We start from the raw sequence: 22,520 nt of genomic DNA, 5'->3' as shown, positions 1-22,520 counted from the left end.
TGGCGCTGGATCAGGGTTCTCGGTCGAATCTTGGCGCAAGATTCGACTCAGATCCCTGATCCGCCGCGGCGTGAGAGCGGAGCAGGCCGGCGAACGCGTGGAAGACGGCGGCCATGTCGACCTCGCCCGGATCGAGCAGCCATTGGAGCTGCAGGCCGTCCATGACCGCGACGAGCAGCGCCGCCGCCTGTTCGGGGGTGAGCCCGCCGGGCGGGTCCTCCCCGAATTCGCGGCGGATCGACTCGGCCAGCGTCTCCCGCGTACGCCGATAGCGCTCGGTGAAGAACTCCTTGGCCGGATGGTTGTCGGTGACGCTGTCGGCGGAGAGCACGGTGAACGACTGCACCAGCCCGGGGAGCGTGGCGTTGTGTGTGACCAGCTTCTCCATCATCTCCAGGCCGTTGCCGGACGGCGTGTACGCGCCTGAGTCGACCTCGTCGCGTCGCCGCAGCACCTCGATCAGCAGCGCGTCCTTGCTCGGGAAGTAGTGGAGCAGGCCTTGCTGGGTCAGGCCGACCTTGTCGGCGACGGCGGCCAGGGAGGCGCCGCGGTAGCCGCGTTCGGCGAAGACCTCCAGCGCGGCGTCCAGGATCTCGGCACGCCGCTGCTCGGGTCTCAGCCTGCGCCGAGGGTGTGTCATGGAAGGGAGGATAGCCGCCGCTTATGTTTCGAAACAATAACGCTGCCTACCGATCACTCGGTAGTTAGTGCACGATGGCTCCAAACTTCAGGGAGGCCGTATGTCAGCGCTGCGTACCGATCGTGAGGCCGCCGTCGAGGAGGCGCTCAGCCGCCTCGACCTCGAGACCAAAGTCAAGATCCTGTCCGGGCAGGACAGCTGGACCGTGCCCGGCGTCCCCGAGATCGGCCTCGCCTCGCTGGTGGTCAGCGACGGCCCGATCGGCGTACGCGGAACGCGGTGGACGGCGGAGGACCCGTCGATCGCCCTGCCGAGCCCGACGGCGCTGGCCGCCACCTGGGACGCCGAGCTGGCCCGCCGGGCCGGGCGTCTGCTGGGTCAGGAAGCGCGCCGCAAAGGCGTACACGTCCTGCTCGCACCCACGGTGAACCTGCACCGCAGTCCGCTCGGCGGCCGGCACTTCGAGGCGTACTCGGAGGACCCGCTGCTCACCGGGGCCATCGGGGCGGCGTACGTGCGAGGGGTGCAGGACCACAGCGTCGGCACCACGGTCAAGCACTTCGTCGCCAACGACGCCGAGACCGATCGGTTCACGGTGGACAACAAGGTCTCCGACCGGGCGCTGCGCGAGCTCTACCTCGCCCCGTTCGAGGCCATCGTCGACGCGGGCGCGTGGGGCGTCATGGCGGCGTACAACCAGGTCAACGGCGTGACCATGACCGAACACGACGAGCTGCAGAACGGCGTGCTGAAGGACGAGTGGGGCTTCGACGGCTTCATCGTCTCCGACTGGTACGCCGCTCGCGACACCGAGGCGACCGCGCGTGGCGGCCTGGACCTGGCGATGCCCGCCGCCGGAAGCCCCTGGGGTTCGCGCCTCGTCGACGCCGTACGCACCGGCGCCGTAGCCGAGGAGCTGATCGACGACCACGTACGCCGAGTGCTGCGGCTGGCAGCCCGCGTCGGCGCGCTTGACGGGGTGGCTCCGGCGGTGGCGCCCGCGGACCGGCCCGCGCCGATCGACGGGGAAGAGCTGGCCCGCGAGATCGCCGGCCGTTCCTTCGTCCTCGCGTCGAACGACGGGATCCTGCCGCTTCCGGAGGTCGGCAGTGTCGCGGTGATCGGCGTACTGGCGAAGGACGCGCGCATCCTCGGCGGCGGCAGCGCCCAGGTCTTCCCGGCGCACATCGTCTCCCCGCTCGACGGGCTCACCGCCGCCCTCCCGGCGACCACGAAACTCACGTACGCCATCGGCGCGGACCCGCGCGAGAAGGTCCCGGCGGCCCGGGGTCCCCAGTGGACGGACTTGACGGCGACGTTCCGGGACGCCGACGGTCAGACGATGCATGTCGAGACGCTGCCTGCGGCAATCGGGGTCTGGATGGAGATGCCGGAGGGCGTCGACCCGGCGAAGCTGGCCACGGTGGACCTCACCGGCCGGCTGACCCCCGACGCCGCCGGTACGCACCACCTCGCTATCCGGGGCATCGGCCAGTTCACCCTTTCGGTGACCGGCGACTCCGGTCCGGGCCAGCCGGTCTTCGACGACGCGATCGTGCCCGAGAACATGGATCTGGCGGCTCTCTTCCTCGCCCCGCCGGAGCGGCGCTTCCCGGTCGAACTCGCGGCGGGCGAGACCGTCGAGGTCAGCCTCCATCACCAGGTCGCCATAGCTGAGAGCTTCCCCGTGGTCGCGCTGCTCCTCGGCCACGCCGACCCGGTCGCGACCGCGGACGAGCTGCTCGCCGAGGCTGAGCGGGTGGCGGCCGAGTCCGACGTCGCGATCGTCGTCGTGGGGACCACGGAGGAGGTCGAATCCGAGGGCTTCGACCGGACCAGCCTCGCCCTGCCCGGCCGCCAGGACGAACTGGTCCGGCGGGTCGTCGCGGCGAACCCCCGGACCGTGGTCGTGGTCAACGCCGGATCCCCGGTCGAGCTGCCCTGGGCCGACGAGGTGGCGGCCGTGCTGCTCACCTGGTTCCCCGGCCAGGAAGCCGGGCACGCCCTCGCCGACGTGCTGCTCGGCCGGGCCGAACCGGGCGGCCGCCTGCCCACCACCTGGCCGGTCGCGGCGGCGGACTGCCCGGTCCTGTCCACCACGCCCGACAACGGGGTCCTCGACTACGCCGAAGACGTCTACATCGGATACCGCGGCTGGGACCGGACGGGGATCGCGCCGCGCTATCCGTTCGGCCACGGCTCCGGGTACACGACGTGGGCGTACGAGAGTCTGTCTATTGAGGACCGAACTGCGACAGTCACCTTGCGCAACACCGGTTCCCGGCCGGGCCGCGAGGTCGTCCAGGTCTACCTCGCCCCCGCCGAGCCGGACCCCGACCGGCCGGTGCGCTGGCTCGTGGGCTTCGCCTCCGTCACGGCCGACCCCGGCCAGGCCGCCACGGTCGGCATCGACCTGCCCGAGCGTGCGTTCCAGAGCTGGGCCGGCGGCTGGCGTACGGTCCCCGGCGACTACCTGGTGGAGGCCGGGTCCAGCAGCGCGAACCGTCCCCTCGTCGCCCGCGTGGCGGTGTCGGCCTAGATATACCTAGACGGGGGTGTCGGTGGGTAGGTAGGCCGGTGCGGGCAAGATACGTCATCGCTCCTGATGGCTTTGACTCCTTACCGGCGGAACATAGGTGATGTCGAAAGAACGAAGACACCACGGAAGACACCACCAAGGAGCCGAAGATGTTCACCTCACCCGACACCCTGTTCGACATGGCCAAGCTCCACCAGGCGGAGCTGATCGCCGAGGCCGACCGGACCCGCGTGCTCGCCCGTGCTCGGAGGAGCCGGATCAAGCGTTCAGAGCGATCCCACAAGTGATCGCGCGTGATCGCGCCCGAAACGGTCCGTTGTGAGCCGCCCTTCCACCGAGGGGCGGCTCACAACTCTCTAGGGCCTGTCCCAGCTCGCCGGTATCTTGGTGGCGTGCGTTTCCTGCGCGACGGTGCGAGCCAGAGCATGATTGGCCGAGACCACGAGCTGCGTCAATTGACGCGGCTCGTCGCGTCCGGGCGTCCGCAGGTCGCCATCGTGGGCGGTGAGCCCGGCATCGGCAAGACCCGGCTGATCCAGGAGTTCCTGCCGACCCTGCCCGAGGGCACCGTGGTGCTGGTCGGCCACGCCGAGCCCGGTTCCCTGGCCCGGCCCTACGAGCTGCTGCTCGACGCGATCGACGGCGCGGGCCGGCTTACCTCGCGCGGCGTGCTCGGGGTGGACGCGGAGGTCGCCTCGCTGGTCGACCCCGGTCGCAGCCCGGTCGAACGGCTGCACGCCGGACTGGACATCGTCTCCCGGCTGGTCGGCGACGCGCCGTCCGTCCTCGTCTTCGAGGATCTGCACTGGGCCGACTCCGAGAGCGCCGCTCTGTTCGAGCGCCTCGCCGACCGGCCCGGCGCCCACCTGCTCATCGGCACCTACCGCCCCGGCGAGGTGACGAGCCGGCATCCGGTCTCGGCGCTGCTGGAGCGGATGGAACGCCGGCACGCCGTGACCCACCTGCGACTGGAACGGCTCACCACGGCCGAGACCGCGGCCATGCTGGCGATCGCGGGCGGCCGTCCGGTGTCCTATCGGACCGCCGTCACCCTGCACAACCGCACCGGGGGCAACCCCTTCTTCCTGGAAGAACTGCTGCGGGCGTACGCCGGGCAGGATCTGGAGGCCGTCAGCGAGCAGCCGCTGCCGTGGAGCCTCGCCGAGGTGCTGCGGCGGCAGGCCACCGGACTCGACCCGGCCGGTCAGCGCATCCTCGAAGCGGCCGCCCTGCTCGGGCACCGCATCCCGTTCGACCTGCTCGCGGCGGTCACCAAGGCCGGCGAGGACGAACTGATCGACGTCCTGCGGGAGTTGGTCCAGCGCGGCGTGCTGGTCGAATCAGGCGACGACGAGTTCACCTTCCGGCACGCCCTGCTGCGGGAGGCGATCACCGGCCAGATGCTCAGCCGCCAGCGTCGCCGCCTGCACGAGGCCGCCCTGGAAGCCTTGCTCGCGGCGGACGAGGTCGACCCGGCGCTGGTCGCGCATCACGCCGAGGCAGCCGGACGTTACGACGACATGGTGGCCGCCGCCCGTCGTGGCGCCGCCCTCTATCTGTCCATCGGTTCGGCGTACCAGGCGTTGCAGCTTTCCGAGATGGGGCTGGAGGAGGAAGGCGACGACCTCGAGCTGCTCAGCGCGGCCGCCCGCGCCGCCTGGCTGGCCGGGCTGCTCGACGACGCCGCGGAGTACGCGCGGAAGTGGCGTGATCTGGCCACCACCTCAACCGACCGCGCCGACGCGCTCTACCTGCTGATCCGGCTGGCCTGGGAGTCCGACGACACCACCGGCATGGAGTCCTGGACGACCGAGATCGAGCAGCTCATCGCGACCCTGCCGCCGGGGGCCGACCAGGCGCGGGCGATGACCGCGGTGGCCCAGTCGGCGATGCTGCGCGACCGAGTCGAGGAAGCGCTGCTCTGGTCCGATCGCGCGCTCGCGCTGGCGGCCGAGTTCGACCTGCCCGCCGTACGCCTGGCCGCCCTGGTCGAGAAGGGCTCCACGCTGGCGGAGCAGCCCGCCACGGCTGAAGAGGGGCGCGCGATCCTCGCCGGGATGATCGACGAGGCGGAGAAGGTGGGGGAGTGGGTGCTGGCCGCCCGCGCCCTCTACAACCTCGTCCAGATGCCGCCCTCGGAGTCCCTCGCCGACCAGGCCGAAGTGCTGGAACGCATGCGGGTCGACGCCGAGCGGGCCGGGTTCGAGTCGCTCGCCGTGGCGGCGTACTTCCAGGGGCGGGCGCGGATCGCGATGCGGGAGGGCGACCTCGCCGCCGCGATCGCCGCCCTCGACGAGGGGCGTACGCGTGACCGCGGCTACGTGTTACGCGGCCGTCGCGCCGACTACCACTCCGTCTTCCTCGCCGGGTTGAGCCTGGAGGCCGGTGAACTCCGCCGGGTCACGGCGATCCTGGCCGAGCTGCGCTTCCAGCCCGGGCTGTCGCCGCTGGTCCTGCCCGGTCTGGACTTCCACCTCGCCTGCCGCTCCAGCGACGACCGGGCGATCGAGCTGCTCGACGGCGTACTGGCGGCGTTGGCGCAGCTGCCGTGGCGGAGCGGCGAACAAGCCCACGACCTGATCACCGCCGCCCTGTACGCCGGGTTGCCCCGCGAGCGCGTACGCCACCTCGGTGAGGTGATGCTCGACGGGCAGCTCTGGGACGACTGGCGGGAACTCGTGACGGCGCAGCTGGCCGAACTCGCCGGCGACGACGACCGCGCCCTGCGCGGCTACCGGGCGGTGTTCGACTCGGCGATCCTGCCGCCGAGCGTACGCGGAACGGCGCACACGCTCGCCGCCCGGCGGCTGCTCGCCGCCGGCCAGAACGCCGGTGCGACCAAGCTCGCCGACAAGGCGGCCGACCTGCTGAGCCGGTGGGGCGGCTGGCGAGTCGCCCAGCTGGACCAGGTCCGGGCCCAGCTCGGGTTGGCCCCGGCGCACAGCCGGGCCGCCGCCAACGGCGTGGTGCCGCTGACGCCCCGGGAACGGGAAGTGGCGCTGCTCGTCGCGGAGGGGCTGACCAACGCCGAGCTGGCCCGGCGGCTCTACATCTCGCCGAAGACCGCGGCCGTGCACGTGTCGAGCATCCTGCACAAGCTCGGGGTCGCCTCGCGGACCGAGGTCGCGGGCGCCCTCACCCGCTGACGCCCACCCCGCCCGCGCGGCTCGCTACGCTCGCGCGGGCGTCCTGAAAGCTGCAGATCACGGTTACGCGGCCCAAAAGTGCGGTGGGAAGCATGTATAGCCGTGATCTGCAGCAAAAGCAGCGGGAGCGCTATTCGGTGCGGATGATGGTGTAGGCCTCGGCTTGGCGGCCTTCGCCCAGGCCGGCAGCCTGGGCGGTGGATCCCATCCAGCCGCGCAGCATGCCTTCGAGGTCTTCCATGTGCCGGGTCTGCGAGGCGTGTGCCCGCAGCGCGGCGAGCTTGCGGTCGAAGTAGTCGGTGGCGTCGACGGCGTGGTCCGGGGACGGGCCGCCCGAGTACCAGATCTCCCGGACGACCCACGGCTCCAGCCCGGCCGCCAGCAGTTCGGGCAGCGCGAACTCGTTGCGGGCGTCCGGGTAGACCGCGCACGTCAGGGCTTCCCCGACGGCCAGGTGGTCGGGGTGGCTCGGCCCGGAGATCCGCTCCCACCGGCGCAGCGGCGAACTGGTGAGGATGCGGTCCGGGCGGTGACGGCGGATCGCGGCGACGAGTTCGCGCCGCAGCTCCAGCGACGGCGTGATCTTGCCGTCGAAGTAGCCCTCCAGGAACTCGACCTGGCTGACGCCGATCGCCTTCGCCGCGGCCCGCTGCTCGGCCTCGCGGAGGCCGGGCATCTCGTCCCGCGGGGTGTTGTCGAAGCCGCCGGCGTCGCCCCGGGTCACCAGCACGTACGCCACCTGGATGCCCTCGTCGACCCAGCGGGCCACGGTGGCGGCGCTGCCGAAGTCGACGTCGTCGGGGTGGGCGAACACGCAGAGGACCTTCTTGACGTCCTCGATCGGCGGTGCGGACGGTGGAAAGCTCATATCCGCCAGCATAGGCCGCACGATCATGACCCGGCCGGGCGTGGCGAAAGCCGGGCGTACGCGATCGCGGTGGACACCGCCAGGACCAGGCAGCAGCCGAGGGCCACGAGCGAACTGGTGGCGAAGAGCACCGAGCCGAGGAGCGAGGCGCCGAGCGCCAGCCCCATCTGCATCGCCGTCGACAGCACGCCGCCGGCCAGGCCGGCCCGGTCGGCGGGCAGCCCCGACAGGACGAACCCGATCGCGGGGGACAGCACCATCGCCCAGCCCACGCCGACGACCACCAGTGGGATGGCCGCCACGACGACGTTCAGGTGATCGGCGTACTGGACGACGGCGGCGAACGCCACGATCCCGAGGCCGAAGACGAGCGCGCCGGTGATCAGGACGCGCACGCCGTACCGGCTGACCCAGCGGCCGACCCGCAGCGAGATCCAGAGGAACGTGATCGCGCACGGTCCCATCGCCAGCCCGGCGGCCATCGGCCCGAACCCGTGCCCCATCTGCAGGGTGACCGCGACGGTGAACAGGAATCCGCCGATGAGCGTGGCGAACAGCAGGATCGCCAGCAGCGCGCGCCGGGCCAGGCGCAGGCTCAGCAGGCTCGGCGGCAACAGCGGGTTTCCGCCGCGCCGCTCCTGCCGGCCCTGGGTCCAGAAGAAGGTCACCGCGGCGGGCACGACCGCGGCCAGGCTCAGCCACGTCCACAATGGCCATTCCTCGGTACGCCCAAGGGTGATCGGGAGCAGGAGAAGTGCGATGGTGGCGGCCAGCAGCAGCGCGCCCCACAGGTCGACCCGCGCCGCCCGGGGAGCCCGGGTCTCGGGGACGAACCGCCGGCCGAGCACGACGGCGGCGATGCCGACGGGCACGTTGATCAGGAACAGCGGCCGCCAGGAGAGCCCGGCGACGTCCCAGGCGAGCAGCGCGCCGCCGAGGATCTGGCCGACCGCGCCGGCGAGCCCGGCCATCGAGCCGAACAGGCCGAGCGCCTTCTGCCGGTCGGCGCCCTCGAAACCGGCCTGGATCGAGGCCAGCACCTGGGGGAACAGCAGCGCGGCGCCCAGTCCTTGCAGGATGCGGAACGCGATGAGCGCGCCGGCGGTCGGGGCCAGCCCGCAGGCGGCCGAGGCGACGGTGAACGCGGACATGCCGATGAGCAGCATTCGCTTGCGGCCGAAGCGGTCGCCGAGGCGGCCGCCGGCCACCAGCGTGCAGGCGTACGCGACGCCGTAACCGGACACGGTCAGCTCCAGTGCTGCCGGACCGGCGTTGAGCGTACGGCCGATGGTCGGGAGGGCGACGTTGACGATGAAGGCGTCGAGGATGGGCAGGAAAGCGCCGAGCAACAGGATCGGCAGCGCCCGCCACGGAGCCGCCGGCCGGGTGGTGGCGGTGGCGGCGGGAAGCGTCGCAGTGGTCATACGATCACCCTGGTACGCGCTCAAGCCTGGTACCTAGAGCCCACTGATACTGTTACTGAGTGAACCAGGCTAGGGATGAACAGCGGCGACAGGCACTAGGAGAGTTCATTCGATCCCGCCGTGAGCGCACCACCCCGGAAATGGTGGGGCTACCGGACGGACTGCGGCGGCGTACGCCCGGCCTGCGCCGCGAAGAGGTCGCGATGCTGTCCGGCATCGGTGTGACCTGGTACACCTGGCTGGAGCAGGGCCGCTCGATCAACGTGTCGACGCAGGTGCTCGGTGCGGTGGCCCGGGTGCTGCGGATGGACGACGCCGAGCGGCAGCATCTGTTCGCCCTCGCCGAGCTGACCGAGCCGCACCCCGCTGCGCGGGAGCCGAAGGTCGGCCGGGCCGTGGAGCTGATGCTCCACCAGGTCGACCCCTATCCCGCCGTGGTCGTCGGACCTCGCTGGGAGATCCTCGCGTCGAACCATTCCTACATGGCGATGTTCGGCGACTATCGGAGCCTGCCGGACGAGTACCAGAACTCGCTGCTGCTCTTCTTCGCCAACCCGCGGATGCGGACGCTCGTCGGCGGCTGGGTGGAGACCGCCCCTCGCCTGGTCGCGAAGATGCGCGTGGCGATGGCGGCCGACGTCGGCGACCCGGGATGGCAGCGGCTGGTGAAGCTGGTGGAGGCGCATTCGCCGGAGTTCGCGGAGATCTGGCGGCGGCAGGAGGTCGCCAGCCTCGACGGCGTCCTCAAGACGTTGCGGCACGACGAGGCCGGCACGTTCCACGCCGAGGTCGTCCACTCCTACCTGGGTGACCAGCGGATGGTCCGGTTCAGCGTCTACACCCCGATCGACGACGCGGACCGGCAGGCCATGGCGCGGCTGGCGACGGCGACGCCCGAGGAGATCGTGTTGCCGAGGGCCAAGGAGCTCGCCTTCGTGTAGCGAGCGCCGAATTCGGGTACTCCATCGAGGACATCGAAGGAGGAACCGATGCTTGTCGCTGGTGTGGTGCTACTTCTCCTGGGATGGCTGCTGCACGTCGGAATCCTGCAGACGCTCGGCATCATCCTGCTGGTGGTGGGGGCCGTCCTCTACCTGCTCGGCGCGGTCGGCCGCCCCGTGGCCGGTCGTCGGCACTATTGGTAGACCCCCACATCCCCGATAGCGGACGGCGTCCTTCTGGGGACGCCGTCCGCGTTCTGTGTCAGGACTTCAGCAGGGCCAGGCCGGTCTCCGGGTCGTAGAAGCGCAGCGACGCCGGGTCGAAGCGCAGCCAGATCTGCTGCTCGGGGGCGGCCGTGAAGGTCGGCGGCGTGGACACCTTGAGCCGGTGCCCGTCCAGCAGCACGGTGAGCAGCATCGAGGCCCCGGTCGGCTCGACGACCTCGACCGTCGCCGGGACGGCGTCGCCGGTGCGCTCGGCGTCGACCGCGACCTTCTCCGCGCGTACGCCGACGAGCACTTTCGCCAAGCCGGGAACGGAGTCGGCGCCGAGGACCGCGACAAGGGCGGAGCCGGGCAGGAAGTTCATCGGCGGCGAGCCGAGGAAGCCGCCGACGAACTGATCGGACGGCGTGTCGTAGACCTCCAGCGGCGGGCCGAGCTGGGCGATGCGGCCGTCGCGCATGACCGCCACCCGGTCGCCGAGCGACATGGCCTCGGCCTGGTCGTGCGTGACGTAGAGGGTGGTGGTGCCGATCTCCCGGACGATCTTCTTGAGTTCGGCCCGGAACTGGAGGCGCAGCAGTGCATCCAGATTGGACAGCGGCTCGTCCATGAGCAGGACGCCCGAGTCCACCACGACCGCGCGGGCCACGGCGACCCGCTGCCGCTGCCCGCCGGACAACTGGGCCGGAAACCGGTCGAGCACCTCGGTCAGCTGCAACAACTCCGCGGCCTGGTCGACCCGGCGACGGATCTCGGCCGCGTCCACCTTGCGCATGGCCAGGCCGAAGCCGATGTTCTCGCGGACCTTCATGTGCGGGAAGATCGCGTACGACTGGAAGACCATGGAGATCCCCCGGTGGCGCGCGGACAGTCCGGTGACGTCCTTGTCTCCGATGTGGATAGTTCCCGCGTCGGGCGTCTCCAGTCCGGCGACCATCCGCAGCAGGGTGGTCTTGCCGCAGCCGCTCGGCCCCACGAGCACGAGGAACTCGCCGTCGGCGACCTCCAGCGAGACGTCGTCGGTGGCCCGCCGGGCCTGGCCCGGATAGGTCTTCACGAGATCGCTGATCGTGATCTTCATCGCAGCGTGGTCCCCCACATGTTGAGCAGGTAGCGGCGCATCACGGCGACGAACACGATCGCCGGCAGGACGAGCGCCAGGCCACCGGCGAAGCGGTACGCCAACGGCGAGTCGGACAGCGTGGTCAGCACGTGCGCGGGCAGTGTCCGTTGGTTGAGGGTGAGGATCGTCGCGCCCAGGACCTCGTTCCAGGACAGGACGAAGGTGAACATGGCGACCGCCGCGATGCCGGGCAGCGCCTGCGGCAGCACCACGCGGGCGAAGGCCCGCACCGGCGACGCCCCGAAGACCTGGGCCGCCTCCTCGTGCTCCCGGGGCACCCCGACGAAGACGGCCGCGGTGATGAGCACGGTCGTCGGCAGCGCCAGCGCGGTGTGCAACAGCGTCACGGCGTACGTCGTGTCGTAGAGGCCGGTCTGGAGGAAGATCCGGGCCAGCGGCACCGACAGGACGACGATCGGCAACGCCCGGGTCAGCAGCAGGAACAGCTGATACGGGTCGCGGCCGCGGAAGGCGTAACGGGCCAGGGCGTACCCGGCGGGGACGCCGACCAGCAGCGCGAGCACGACCGTGCTCAGCCCGACCATGAGGGAGTTCAGATAGCCGCCGACGACGCCGGTGGAGCCGAGGAACGTCGTGATGGTCTCGGCCGAGACATCGGTCGGCAGCAGCGACAACGGGAATCGGTCGAGCGATTCGCGGCTGGCGAAGGCGGCCAGCCCGATCAGATACAGCGGTACGCCGAAGAACGCGGTCACGGCGAGACAGGCGAGCTGCAGACCCCACGTACGCTTCACGGCTGCCCACCCGGCTCTCGGAGCGCCCGCAGATAGCCGAACGCGGCCAGCATCGACAGCGCGAGGATGACGAGCGCGATCGCGGTCGCCACGTTCGGATTCTGGAGCACGCTGTACCACTGATACGTCTCACCCACGAGCAGCGGCAGGTTGCGCCCGGTCAGCGCCTGCGCCACGGCGAAGGTCTCCAGCGCCAGGATCGTCCGCAGGATCAGCGCCACCTGGAGGCTCGGCCGCAACTGGGGCAGGATCACCTTGCGCAGCCGCTGCCAATAGCTCGCCCCGAAGACCGCGGCCGCCTCGTCGTAGTCCCGGGGAATGCTCTGCATCCCGGCCACCACGATGACGAAGACGAGTGAGGTCGACCGCCACAGCTCGGCCACCACCACCGCCAGGAACATCGTGACCGGATGCTGGTAACTGAGCCAGGCGTACCCGTCGATCTGAAGGTGAGCCAATGCGGAGTTGAGGTAGCCCCGATCCGTGAACACCGCGAGCCAGACGAGTCCCGCGGCCAGATCGCTGATCGCGAGCGGGATGACCCAGATGTAGAAGTAGACGCCCGCGAACCGCGGGCGGGCGCGGAGCAGTAGCGCCATCGCGATCGCGAGCGCGAACTGGAGTGGGATGAGCACCACGATGAGCAGCGCCGTGTTGCGCGTCGCCGGCCAGAAGTACGGGTCGTCGAGCATGCGCCGCACGTTGGCCAGGGTGAAGCCGCCGGGACCGGTGAGCGCCTGGCCGATGCCCGCTACCAGCGGCCAGGCGAACAGCGCCGTGAGGAAGATCAGCGAGGGCGCGATGAGCAAAAGCGGCCCGCGCGGCCTTACGCCGCCCGGCACGGCGACCCGGTGGGATCCGGCTTCCAGCAGGTCACCTTCAGCTCGTCGAGGATCCCGTTGAGCTTGGTCGCCTGCGCGTCCAGGGTCGCCTTCACCGGCTTGCCGTCGAGGCAGATCGCCTTGAACGTGTCCTTGAAGATCTGACTTACCTCGCCGTCCTTGGCGCCGAGCCCGACCGGCGGCAGCGAGACGATCGCACCGGTGGCGGACTGCTGGGCGGCGACCGCCTTGGCCTCCAGCCCGATCGCGGCCGGCAGGTCGCCCGGCAGATCGGCCTTCACCACGGGGAAGAACGCGTTCTGCCGCAACACCTCGGTCTGGACCGGCGGCGTGGTCAGCGTCCGGATGACCTCTTTGGCCTTGTCGGCGTCGGGCGCGCCCTTCGGGATGCCCAACCCGGCGATGACCAGCATGTAGCCCAGCCCCTTCGGGCCGCTCGGCGCGGGCACCATGAGCCACTCGTCTGGCTTGTCCTTCGGCGCGGTGGCGAGCCGGGCGACGTGGTCGAAGCCGACGAGCACCTCACCACGCTGCAACGGTTCCTGGACGAAGTCGTAGTTGGTCGACGCTGGCGCGGTCTGCCCCCAGAGCTCCTTCATGTACTCCCACGCCGTCACCGCCTCGGGGCTGCGGAACGTGGTGATCTGCCCGCCGGTGAAGCTCGGCAGCAGGAAACCCTGGAAGAACCGGTGATAGAGGCCCTTCGGCCCGGCGCCGAGCCCGAACACCGGCTTGCCGCCGTTGCCCGCCTTCGCCGCCGTCATCCAGCTCAAGAACTGGTCGTAGGTCAGCTTCTGCACGTCCGCCCCGGCGGGCAGCCACTGCAACGCCTTCTTGTTGACCGCCAGCATGTAGGTGGCCTGCATCCACGGGATGTACTTCGTCGTGGTCCCGCCGAGCTTGCCCAGCTCGATCAGGTCCGCGGCGAACCCGCGGTCCGTGAGGGAACCGGCCAGGTCGTCCAGGTCCATCAGCTTGTCGCCGAGCGGCGCCAGGTCACCGTGCAGGCCGCCGACCAGGTTCACCTGCACCTTGCCGGCTTCCACCTGGGTACGCAGAGTGGTGGCGAAGGTGGAGTTGTCGACGGGGTTGTAGCCGACCTTGGCGCTGGTCACCTTGTCGGCGAGGATCTTCTCGAACCGCTGGCGCTCCTCGACCGGGGTGAACTGGGTCGAGAGGAAGTTCACCGAGCCCGCGCCACCGGCGCCGCTCGTGGAAACTCCGCCGCACGCGGCTAGCATCGGCGCTGCCAACGCGGCTTGAAGCAGCGCACGGCGGGTAGCTCTTGCCTCGTTGGTCATGGGACTCCCTAGGTCGGTCCGGCGGTCGCCGGTACCCTCATGGGGGTTTTGTCAAACGGGCTGACGCAAGTGTCCAAATCGTTCACATAGCTGTCAAGAGGTGAACACATGGCGGTCAGCGGACCCGGCCACCTGCTCGCCCTGATCCGTACGCGACCACACTGGACACGACGAGAACTGCTCGACGCCACGGGGATGTCGCGGCCGACGTTGTTGGAACGGCTCGCCCCGCTCTTCGCGGCCGGACTCGTCCACGAAGCCGGGCCGACTCGGTCCGAAGGCGGCCGCCCGGCCCAGCTCATCCGGTTCGACGACCGGTCGATGGTGGTCCTCACCTTCGACGTCGGGCATACCCGGGCTCGGGTCACCTACAGCGGCGTACACGGGCGGCCGTTGCGGTCGGCGTCGCTCGCGCTGGATCTGGGCTCGGTTTCGCCGGCCGACGTCGTGACGGCCTTGGCGGCAGCCGCCGGGGCAGGCGTCTCTCGGCGGGCGGCTTCGGGCTTGGGTTTGGCCGTGGGGGAACGCTTGATCGGGGTCGGAGTGGGACTGCCCGCGCCGATATCGCCCATGACCGGGCTGCCTGCTCCGTCCACAGTGCTGCCATCGTTTCCCGCTGCGCGAATGCGGCGGCTCTGGGACGTCCCCGTGGTGTTCGAGAACGACGCTCGCGCTTTCGCCTTGGGCGCGGCGCTGTCTCGCGCACCCGACGCCGACGGCGTACTGCTGGGAGTGAAGTGGTCCAGCGGGATCGGGGCCGGCGTCGTGGTGGACGGCCGATGCCTCACCGGGGCCGACGGGGCGGCCGGCGACATCGGGCACATCCGCGTCGACCCGGCCGGTCCACTGTGCCGGTGCGGGCGACGCGGCTGCCTCGCGGCCTTCGCCGCCGGGTACGCCCTCCAGGGCGCCTCGCCGGTGGCCGCCGCTCACCGGGTCGGTGAGGTGCTCGCTTCGCTGATCGCGCTGGTGAATCCGCGTACGCTCGTGCTGGGGGGCTCGATCGGAGCCCAGCCGGAGGTCGTATCCACAGTGGATGAAGTGGTGCGCGCCGTGGCGATGCCGCACAGCGTCGGGGAGCTGCGCGTGGTGGCTTCGCCGCCGGAGGAGGAAGCGGCGACGGCCGGACTCGTGGAACTCGTCGTACGCCGAGTGCTGTCGCCCGACGCCGTCGACGCGCTCACCGCGCCTGCTGCGTGATCAACGGAAGTTTCGTGGGGTCATAGCCCCGCGAAAACTCCGCTGATCATGACGTGCCGGCGTGGATCCGCAGCACCTCGTCAATCGTGTCCGCCTCATCGGCGCGTTTGTCGTCTCGGTATCGCAGTACGCGAGCGAACCGCAGCGCCACCCCACCGGGATACCGCGGACTGGTCTGCACTCCGTCGAAGGCCACCTCGACGACCTGCTCCGGGCGTACGGTGACGACCCAGTCGCCGCGCTCGACGGCCAGCTCCAGGAACCGCTCCGTCTGCCAGCGCAGCATCTCGTCGGTGAGACCCTTGAACGTCTTGCCCAGCATCACGAATCCCCCGGTACGCGGATCGCGCGCACCGAGATGAAGGTTCGACAGCAGCCCAGTACGCCGGCCGTGGCCCCACTCGACGGCCAGCACGACGAGATCGAGGGTGTGCCGGGGCTTCACCTTCACCCACGCGCCACCCCGCCGGCCCACGTCGTACGCCGCGTCGACGGCCTTGACGACCAGCCCTTCGTTGCCGGCTTTGACCGCGGCGGCGAAGTACGCCTCCGCCTCCTCGGTCGACGTGACCACCTGCCGGTCGATCAGCAGTTCTGCCGGCACCAGGGAAGCGAGCGCGGCCCAGCGCCGGTGCCCTGGCTCGTCGAGGTAATCGTGGCCGTCGGCGTGCAGCACGTCGAAGAACTTCGCCACCAATCCGCCGGGCGCGCCCGACCGGGTCGCGGCGAGCGACGCCGTGATCTGGAACGGATGTGCTCGCCCCTGCTCGTCGAGGGCCAGCGCCTCCCCGTCGAGCACCAGGTCGCGAGCGGGCAGCGAGCGGACGGCGGCCACGATCTCCGGCAGCCGGGCGGTCAGGTCGTCGAGACTGCGGCTGAAGACGGCCACCTCGTCGCCCGCCTTGTGCACCTGGATGCGTACGCCGTCGAGCTTGACGTCGGCCATCGCGGGCACGCCCGTGACGGTCAGCGCCTCGTCGACCCCGGACGCCGACTGGGCCAGCATCGGGGCGAGTGGACGGCCGACGGCCAGCGTGAACTCGCCGAGCGCGGCGGCGCCACCCCGCAACGCGGTCGCGGCGACGACCGCGAGGTCCCCGCTGAGGAGCAGCGCACGGCGTACCGCCGCTGCCGGAACATCCGCGGCCTGCGCGATGGCGTCAGCCAGGACCCCCGCGAGAGCCCCCTGCCGCACCTCACCGGTGAACAACCCGCGGAGCAGTTTCTGCTCGGGGGCGGTCGCCGCCCCGAACAGCGCCTGGACCTCGTCCTTGCGCCGGGCCTGCGAGCCGGGGCCGCTGATCCCGGCGAGCCGGTCGACGGTGGCCGCGACCTGCCCGACCGTCAGTGTCGCGACGTCGGCGGGCGGCGGCGCGGCCTGGAGCGAAGCCCACCCCACCCCCGTCGTACGCTGCCGCAGCTCACCGGCGAGGAACGCGGCGCCCGCCGCAGCCTCCTCGGCGGAGAACCCGCGCAACGTCTTCGCCAGCAACTCGATCTTGGCCTTGCGGGCGGACGTCGCCCCGACCGCCTCCGACGTCGCGGCCACCTCTGCGAACAGCACGTCCCCATGGTGTCACCGGCGTACGACACCCGCCCCGGAATCGATCAGGGCGCGCGGTCAGGCGAGCGAGGCGAGCAGGGAGCGTTCGCGACCGGAGCTGAGCCCGGCGCGCCGATCCCGGTCGAGCCCCAGCGACCGCTCCCAAGCGAGTACGTCGGCGAGGAACTCAGCCCGCGGCCGATGCGTCAGCCCCGCAGCGAGCGCAGCGGCGCCGGTTCGGGTGGACCACCCGGCGTAGTCGGCGTCGACGAGCCACATCGCGAGCGACTCCGGCCCCATGTACTCCTTGACGTCCTGCGCCAGCAGCCATTCGGCCGGGGCGGCGACGACCGGCCCGGTGTGCCCGCCGACCTGGCGGCACAGCTCGATCCACTCCCCGAACGGCACGATCGGCCCGACCGTGTCGAACACTCCGGGCGTACCGGATCCGCCGAGGTCGAGCAGCCACGAGGCCAGGTCGCGGACGTCGACGACCTGTGTCGCCACGTCCGGAGTGTCCGGCACCAGCAGCGGCTCCTCCGCCGCCCGAGCCGCCCGCGCGACCCAGTACCCCGCCCGATCACTACGATCCCCGGGCCCGCCGATCAGCCCCGCGCGGGCGATCACCAGCCGATCCCCGAGCGCCGCCTGCGACGCCTCCTCACACGCGACCTTCGCCTCGCCGTACAGCTCCTGCTCGACGACGTCCAGCTCGGTCGCCGCCCGCAACGGGAACGACTCGTCCGCGCCGGGCGTACCGAACGACGCGTAGGCGTTGCCCGACGACACGTAAGTCCAATGCTTGGCCCGGTCCGCCAGCGCGTCCAGCGCGCCGCGAACCATTCCGGGCTGCCACGACACCTCCAGCACCGCGTCCCACTCCCGGTCCGCGACGGCGTCATACGCCCCCGGCTCGTTCCGGTCCGCCACGACCAGCGTCGTACCCTCGGCCACCGCGCCGCTCTCGCCACGCGCCAGACACGTCACCCGATGCCCACGGGCCACCGCCTGGCTCGCGTACTCCCGGCCCAGAAAGGCCGTGCCGCCCAGAACAAGGATCTCCATGCGGCCCACTCAACACCCCACCAACTGGTACGCCCAAGGCAGTTCGCCGACAGCGCAAGGTCGGTCGGCCGATACCATCTCCGGTCATGAGCCAGCCGTTGCCGTATCGCGTACTCACCGGACCGGACGACTCCGCGTTCTGCGAGCGGGTGAGCGCGGCCCTGGCCGACGGCTACCGGCTGCACGGATCCCCGGCGCTGACGTTCAACGGCGACCGGGTCATCGTCGCCCAGGCGATCACGTACCCACCCGGCGATCCCGCGATCGTCGCCGATTACGACGACCAGTGGCCGGCACGTGCGCAGTCGCTCATCGGCAGACTGACCGGCGCTCTCGGCCCGCAGGCGTTGCGGATCGAGCACATCGGCAGCACCGCGATCCCGGGAATGGCCGCGAAGGACCTCCTCGACCTCCAGATCAGCGTCGCCGACCTCGACGCCGCCGCCGACGCGTTCGACGGGCCGTTGGGCGGGCTCGGCTTCGGGCGTACGCCGGTCAACCGGGATCACGTGCCGGCCGGCAGCGACGACGACCCGGCGCGCTGGGCGAAGCGGTTCTGGCACCGGCGCGGCCACCCGGACGGCCCCGTGAACCTCCACGTACGCCTAGCGGGCTCGCCGAACGAACGCGTCGCACTGTTGTTCCGCGACTGGTTCCGGGCACACCCGTCCGCAGTTCCGGCGTACGCCCAGTTCAAGCGAGTGCTTGCCGACAACGTGGCCGACCGGATCGCGTACACGGATGTGAAGGACCCGGTCGTGGACCTGGTCATCGGCGTGGCGGAGGAGTGGGCCGCCGAAACCGCCTGGCGCCCCTAAGCCGCCCAGCCGACGAGGTCGAGGAGGTCGGGCAGGTCGTCCACGGAGTGGTCCGGCACGTGCTCGTCCGGGTCGGCCCGGTGCTGCGCCGCCTCGGGATGCGCTGCGTTCGTGACCAGCACCGGCCGCATCCCGGCGTCGTGAGCGCCCCGAAGTTCCCGGCCGCCGCCATCACCGACGTACCAGCAGTCTGCCGCTGAGACGCCGAGCCGGGTGGCGGCGGCCTCGTAGAGCGACGGGTCGGGTTTGCGGACGCGTTCGCGCCAGCTGAACACGGGGGCGTCGATCAGCGGCGCGAACGGGTTGTTCGGCCAGTCTTCGACGAGTTCGCTGCTGCAGTCGCTCATCAGCGCGAGCCGGAAACCGCGTTCCCGCAACGCGGTCAGCGTCTTCACCGCGTCCGGGCGGGGACGCTGGGTATGCCGAGCGCCGGCCACCTGAACGCGGACGGCTTCGGCGAGCACGTCTTCGGACGGGGTCACTCCGCAGCGACCGGCGATGGCGGACAGTGTCGACCGGGTGTCGCCGTACGCGCCGACGATCCGCTCCCGGAAGGTGTCGACCATCGCGGCCCAGAACACCTCGCCGTCGATGCCCAGCACTTCCCCCGTACGCGAGTACAGCGCGCGGCGTTCGCTCTCGCCGGCCGGGTTCGACAGGGTGCCGTAGTAGTCGAAGACGATCGCGCGCATGCGCCATGGTCCCACAGCGTCCGTCAGCTGCAGATCACGGTTACGCATGCCAAAACCGCCTGAGGTTCCCTGGGTAACCGTGATCTGCAGCCGTCGCTGGACGGCGAAACGGGTCAGCCGCCGAGCAGGGTGCGTACGCGCTTGTCGCCGACCGCCAGCAGCAGAGTAGGCAGCCGGGGGCCGGTCTCCCGGCTGACCAGCAGGCGGTAGAGCAGGGCGAAGAACGTCCGCTGGGCGACCTTCAGCTCGGGCGTCGGCTTGACGTCCATCGGCAGGCCGAGCAGCTGCTTCGGTACGCCGTACACGAGCGTGGTCAGGCCGTCGAGCGACCAGTTGTCGTCCAGACCGGCCACCAGCAGGCGCAGCGATTCGCGCTGGGGCTCGTCGAGCGAGTCCAGCAGCTCCGCGTCCGGCTCGTCCCGGACGATCGTCCGCTCCTCCGGGGTGAGCTGGGTGTTCACCCAGCGATCGGCGCAGTCCAGGCGGGGCCGGGCCGCGTCGAGCGACTCGATCGGGTTCGCCGGGTCGAGGTCGCGCAGGATCCGCAGGGTCTGCTCGTCGTGGCCGGTGGTCACGTCGACGATCGAGGCCAGCGTCCGGTAGGTGAACGGGCGCGGGGTCAACGGCAGGTTTCCGGCGCTGGCCGTGCGGACGGCCCGGTCGTACGCGAGTCCGTCGGCCGGCGTGGCGGTCCCGTCGGCCACCTTGCGGGAGGTCGCGTCCCACTCGTCGTAGAGGCGGTGGATCTCCTGGTCGAACGCGACCGTGAAGGCCTGGTTCGGCCGGCGGCGGGCGTACAGCCAGCGCAGGACCGGGGCCTCCATGATCCGCAGCGCGTCGGCGGCCGTCGGTACGCCGCCCTTCGAGCTGCTCATCTTGGCCATGCCGGAGATGCCGACGAAGGCGTACATCGGCCCGATCGGCGGGTCGGCGTCGAAGACCTCGCGGACGAGCTGCGTACCCACGACGAACGAGGAGCCGGGCGAGGAGTGGTCGACGCCGGACGGCTCGAAGTCCACGCCCTCGTACGCCCAGCGCATCGGCCAGTCGACCTTCCAGACCAGCTTGCCCCGGTTGAACTGGGACAGCAGGACGGTCTCACCGTGCCCGCACTGGCAGGTGTAGGTCAGCTCGGTCGTGTCGTCGTCGTACGCCGTGACGGTGGTCAGATCGCGGTCGCACGCCGAGCAGTACGGCTTGTAGGGGAAGTAGCCCGCGGCGGTGCCGCCGTCCTCCTCGCTCGCGGCGCCGGAGCCTTCGGCCTGCTCCCGCTCGTTCTCGTCGGCCGAGTCGGCGAGGGAGTCGACGGCTGCCTTCTTCTTCGTCCGGTACCGGCCGAGAACGGCGTCGATCTTCTCGCGCTCGCGCATGGCCAGCAGGATCTGCTCCCGGTACGCCCCCGAGGTGTACATCTCGGTCTGGCTGATCTCGCGTACCTCGATGCCCATCTCGGCGAGGGCGGCCTTCATCGGGGCCTTGAAGTGCTCCGCCCACGACGCGTACGCACTCCCAGGCGGGGCCGGGACGGCGGACAGCGGCTTGCCGATGTGCTGTTCCCAGGCGGGGTCGATGCCGTGCGGCACCTTCCGCAACCGGTCGAAGTCGTCCCATGAGAGCACGTGTACGCAGTCGTGGCCCCGGCGGCGGATCTCGTCGGCGACCAGGTGCGGGGTCATCACCTCACGCAGGTTGCCGAGGTGGACCGGGCCGGAGGGGCTGAGCCCGGACGCGCAGACGATCGGCTTCTGGGAGCCACGCTTGGAGTGCGCGGCGATCACCTCGTCGGCGAAACGGGACACCCAGTCGGCTTCGGTCGTGCTTTGCGTCATTCGTCCGGTCCTTCTCCTCCGTAAACGCTGCCGCTCCATTCTTCCTGATGGGCTAGGCGGACCGCACACGGGTTAGCCTGCGGGCCGCCACGGTCACACTGCGGACCGCACACGGGTCAGCCGGCGGGCCGCCACGGTCACACTGCGGACCGCACACGGGTTAGCCGGCGGGCGGCCACGGTCACACCGCCGACCCGCACGCGGGTCGGCGTGCGGGCACGGCAGCTCGGTTCGGTCGGGCAGGGTCACATCTCGGCGCGGAGCTGGTCGGCGCGCTGCGCCACCTCGGCGAGGATCCGATGGGCGGTGGCCAGGTCGGCCGGGTCGAGGTCGCCGAAGACCTGCCGGGTGGCCGGGCTGGTCAGCTCGGTCAGCCGAGTCAGGGCGGCCGATCCGGCGGCGGTGATCCGGGCCGGTCCAGCGCCTCGGGCGGTGCCCTCGGCCAGGCCGGCCTGCTCCAGTCCGGCCAGCAGCTTGGCGGCCCCGGCCGGGGTCAGGTCGAGCTGCCGCTGGGCGGCGAGGAAGTCGTGCAGGACCGCGGGGTCCTCATACGGACCGCGGACGGCGAGCACCCGCAGCGTGATGAATTCGTTGGCGGTGGCGTCGGCTCCGGAGAGCATCGTGTCGAGCAGGGCACGCAGCGCGCCCTGGGCCTCGGCGATGTCCTGACCGGTCAGCGTCGGCGTGGATGAGGTCATGATTCCTCCTGTCCGGTGCGTCGCCCCGAGGTGGGCGCCGGATCAGGGTTCTCGGTCGAATCTTGCCTCATGATTCGACCCGGAACCCTGATCCAGCGCCGAAGCGTCCGGGTCGGGGCGGCGCGGATTGCGTGGGCGGATCACGTGGCAGGTCCTCCGAGGAGAGCTCGGAGGGTGCGGATGAGTTCCCGGTTGCGCTCGGAGCTGGACCCGCCGATGGGCGCGGTCAGTTCGTCCTGGAGGGCATGCACGATCTTCACCGCCGCCAGGAGGACTTCCGTGCCGTGGTCGGTCAGGCCGAGCTGCCGAGCCCGGGTGTCGGCCGGGTGTGCGTCGCGGGTCACCAGGCCGGCGCTCTCCAGGCTCCGGATGAGCTTGGAGACGTAGATCGGTTCGAGCCCGGCGGCGTCGGCGAGCTCCCGTTGGCTGGGCTGCTGCCCGGCCCGGGTGAGCCCGTAGAGCGAGCCGAGCAAGGCGTACTGCGCGTGGGTGAGACCCAGCGGTGCGATCGCCCGGTCCACGGCCGTCCGCCACCTCGTGGTGACTTGCCAGAGGAGTCGTCCGGTCGCGGTGTCGTCGTACGCCATGCCAGATAATGTACATGGCAACTATAGCCATGGCAACTAAACGCCGCGCGACGTCTGACCACCGTGAAGACGACGTCAACGGAAAGAAGAAACGCGCCATGTGCCAACGACGTGAAGCCCTTACATCGACCTATTGCTAAATGGAAAGGTTTACAGGACACTCTCATTCACCTCCAGTCGGAGGGCCGTCGAGAGGAGTCCATGATGGACCGTCCTGGCCGCCGCCGCGTTGTCGCGGGGTTCCTTCTCACGGCTGTGATGTTGCTGGTCACAGCCACTCCGCA

General features: G+C 70.8%; 20 protein-coding genes. 7 read left to right on the top strand and 13 right to left on the bottom strand.

From position 1 onward, the window contains the following. Positions 1 to 10: 10 nt before the first annotated feature. On the bottom strand, positions 11 to 640 hold the full coding sequence (locus AB0M47_RS27900) for a TetR/AcrR family transcriptional regulator (RefSeq protein WP_363419245.1): 630 nt from the start codon (positions 638 to 640) through the stop codon (positions 11 to 13). 100 nt (positions 641 to 740) lie between these two features. Here AB0M47_RS27900 and AB0M47_RS27895 point away from each other — a divergent pair, with 100 nt between their 5' ends. The 3 genes from AB0M47_RS27895 to AB0M47_RS27885 all read left to right on the top strand — a co-directional run bounded on the left by AB0M47_RS27895 (position 741) and on the right by AB0M47_RS27885 (position 6,325). Beyond that, entirely contained in the window at positions 741 to 3,179 is a 2,439-nt protein-coding gene (locus tag AB0M47_RS27895; protein WP_363419243.1) for a glycoside hydrolase family 3 C-terminal domain-containing protein, read from the top strand. A gap of 149 nt (positions 3,180 to 3,328) precedes the next feature. Continuing rightward, entirely contained in the window at positions 3,329 to 3,466 is a 138-nt protein-coding gene (locus tag AB0M47_RS27890; RefSeq protein WP_253756200.1) for a hypothetical protein, read from the top strand. Between the two features lie 105 nt (positions 3,467 to 3,571). Beyond that, positions 3,572 to 6,325: an AAA family ATPase gene (locus tag AB0M47_RS27885; RefSeq protein ID WP_363419241.1), complete on the top strand. Its 2,754-nt coding sequence runs from the start codon at positions 3,572 to 3,574 to the stop codon at positions 6,323 to 6,325. Between the two features lie 130 nt (positions 6,326 to 6,455). Here AB0M47_RS27885 and AB0M47_RS27880 read toward each other — a convergent pair whose 3' ends face one another. Both AB0M47_RS27880 and AB0M47_RS27875 read right to left on the bottom strand, forming a co-directional pair. Next, positions 6,456 to 7,193 (bottom strand): PIG-L deacetylase family protein, encoded by a 738-nt coding sequence (locus tag AB0M47_RS27880; RefSeq protein ID WP_363419239.1) that lies wholly within the window; start codon positions 7,191 to 7,193, stop codon positions 6,456 to 6,458. A 23-nt stretch (positions 7,194 to 7,216) separates the two neighbouring features. Then, entirely contained in the window at positions 7,217 to 8,617 is a 1,401-nt protein-coding gene (locus tag AB0M47_RS27875) for an MFS transporter (protein ID WP_363419237.1), read from the bottom strand. Positions 8,618 to 8,676: 59 nt separating this feature from the next. Between AB0M47_RS27875 and AB0M47_RS27870 the strand changes: the two genes are divergently transcribed. Together AB0M47_RS27870 and AB0M47_RS27865 are read left to right on the top strand one after the other, a co-directional pair. Further along, on the top strand, positions 8,677 to 9,558 hold the full coding sequence (locus tag AB0M47_RS27870) for a helix-turn-helix transcriptional regulator (protein WP_363419235.1): 882 nt from the start codon (positions 8,677 to 8,679) through the stop codon (positions 9,556 to 9,558). Positions 9,559 to 9,606: 48 nt separating this feature from the next. Then, positions 9,607 to 9,762, top strand: a complete 156-nt coding sequence (locus tag AB0M47_RS27865) for a hypothetical protein (RefSeq protein ID WP_363419233.1) — start codon at positions 9,607 to 9,609, stop codon at positions 9,760 to 9,762. A gap of 58 nt (positions 9,763 to 9,820) precedes the next feature. Here the strand turns inward: AB0M47_RS27865 and AB0M47_RS27860 are convergent, their stop codons facing one another. From AB0M47_RS27860 to AB0M47_RS27845, 4 genes are read right to left on the bottom strand one after another with little or no spacing between them, the layout of a single operon-like run. Further along, on the bottom strand, positions 9,821 to 10,864 hold the full coding sequence (locus AB0M47_RS27860; RefSeq protein WP_363419231.1) for an ABC transporter ATP-binding protein: 1,044 nt from the start codon (positions 10,862 to 10,864) through the stop codon (positions 9,821 to 9,823). Then, positions 10,861 to 11,661 carry a carbohydrate ABC transporter permease gene (locus AB0M47_RS27855; RefSeq protein ID WP_363419229.1) on the bottom strand — a complete coding sequence of 267 codons (801 nt, stop codon included), beginning with the start codon at positions 11,659 to 11,661 and terminating at the stop codon, positions 10,861 to 10,863. Before AB0M47_RS27855 ends, AB0M47_RS27860 begins: the two co-directional genes overlap by 4 nt. After that, complete coding sequence (locus AB0M47_RS27850; RefSeq protein ID WP_363419227.1) at positions 11,658 to 12,470, bottom strand: sugar ABC transporter permease; 813 nt, start codon at positions 12,468 to 12,470, stop codon at positions 11,658 to 11,660. Before AB0M47_RS27850 ends, AB0M47_RS27855 begins: the two co-directional genes overlap by 4 nt. A gap of 17 nt (positions 12,471 to 12,487) precedes the next feature. Next, positions 12,488 to 13,804: an extracellular solute-binding protein gene (locus tag AB0M47_RS27845; protein ID WP_363419225.1), complete on the bottom strand. Its 1,317-nt coding sequence runs from the start codon at positions 13,802 to 13,804 to the stop codon at positions 12,488 to 12,490. A 108-nt stretch (positions 13,805 to 13,912) separates the two neighbouring features. Between AB0M47_RS27845 and AB0M47_RS27840 the strand changes: the two genes are divergently transcribed. Further along, positions 13,913 to 15,004: an ROK family protein gene (locus tag AB0M47_RS27840; RefSeq protein WP_363419223.1), complete on the top strand. Its 1,092-nt coding sequence runs from the start codon at positions 13,913 to 13,915 to the stop codon at positions 15,002 to 15,004. Between the two features lie 46 nt (positions 15,005 to 15,050). Here AB0M47_RS27840 and AB0M47_RS27835 read toward each other — a convergent pair whose 3' ends face one another. Further along, positions 15,051 to 16,568 carry an ATP-dependent DNA ligase gene (locus AB0M47_RS27835; RefSeq protein ID WP_363419221.1) on the bottom strand — a complete coding sequence of 506 codons (1,518 nt, stop codon included), beginning with the start codon at positions 16,566 to 16,568 and terminating at the stop codon, positions 15,051 to 15,053. A gap of 57 nt (positions 16,569 to 16,625) precedes the next feature. Continuing rightward, on the bottom strand, positions 16,626 to 17,612 hold the full coding sequence (locus AB0M47_RS27830) for an NAD-dependent epimerase/dehydratase family protein (protein WP_363419219.1): 987 nt from the start codon (positions 17,610 to 17,612) through the stop codon (positions 16,626 to 16,628). Positions 17,613 to 17,698: 86 nt separating this feature from the next. Here AB0M47_RS27830 and AB0M47_RS27825 point away from each other — a divergent pair, with 86 nt between their 5' ends. Further along, positions 17,699 to 18,430 (top strand): GrpB family protein, encoded by a 732-nt coding sequence (locus AB0M47_RS27825; RefSeq protein ID WP_363419217.1) that lies wholly within the window; start codon positions 17,699 to 17,701, stop codon positions 18,428 to 18,430. Here the strand turns inward: AB0M47_RS27825 and AB0M47_RS27820 are convergent. From AB0M47_RS27820 to AB0M47_RS27805, 4 genes are all read right to left on the bottom strand, one after another. Further along, a complete protein-coding gene (locus AB0M47_RS27820) occupies positions 18,427 to 19,170 on the bottom strand; it encodes an HAD family hydrolase (RefSeq protein WP_363419215.1) in 744 nt (247 codons plus the stop codon). The two genes, AB0M47_RS27825 and AB0M47_RS27820, sit on opposite strands and share 4 nt — an antisense overlap. A 65-nt stretch (positions 19,171 to 19,235) precedes the next feature. Beyond that, positions 19,236 to 20,951: a lysine--tRNA ligase gene (gene lysS / locus AB0M47_RS27815; protein WP_363419213.1), complete on the bottom strand. Its 1,716-nt coding sequence runs from the start codon at positions 20,949 to 20,951 to the stop codon at positions 19,236 to 19,238. Positions 20,952 to 21,196: 245 nt separating this feature from the next. Continuing rightward, positions 21,197 to 21,649, bottom strand: a complete 453-nt coding sequence (locus tag AB0M47_RS27810; RefSeq protein ID WP_363419212.1) for a hypothetical protein — start codon at positions 21,647 to 21,649, stop codon at positions 21,197 to 21,199. Positions 21,650 to 21,789: 140 nt separating this feature from the next. Further along, on the bottom strand, positions 21,790 to 22,236 hold the full coding sequence (locus tag AB0M47_RS27805; protein ID WP_363419210.1) for a MarR family transcriptional regulator: 447 nt from the start codon (positions 22,234 to 22,236) through the stop codon (positions 21,790 to 21,792). Positions 22,237 to 22,520 lie beyond the last annotated feature (284 nt).

Source organism: Hamadaea sp. NPDC051192, from assembly GCF_040682475.1.
Taxonomy (GTDB): Bacteria; Actinomycetota; Actinomycetes; order Mycobacteriales; family Micromonosporaceae; genus Hamadaea; species Hamadaea flava.
Note: the sequence above shows the minus strand (reverse complement) of the source record. Positions and strands in the feature narration are given on the sequence as shown.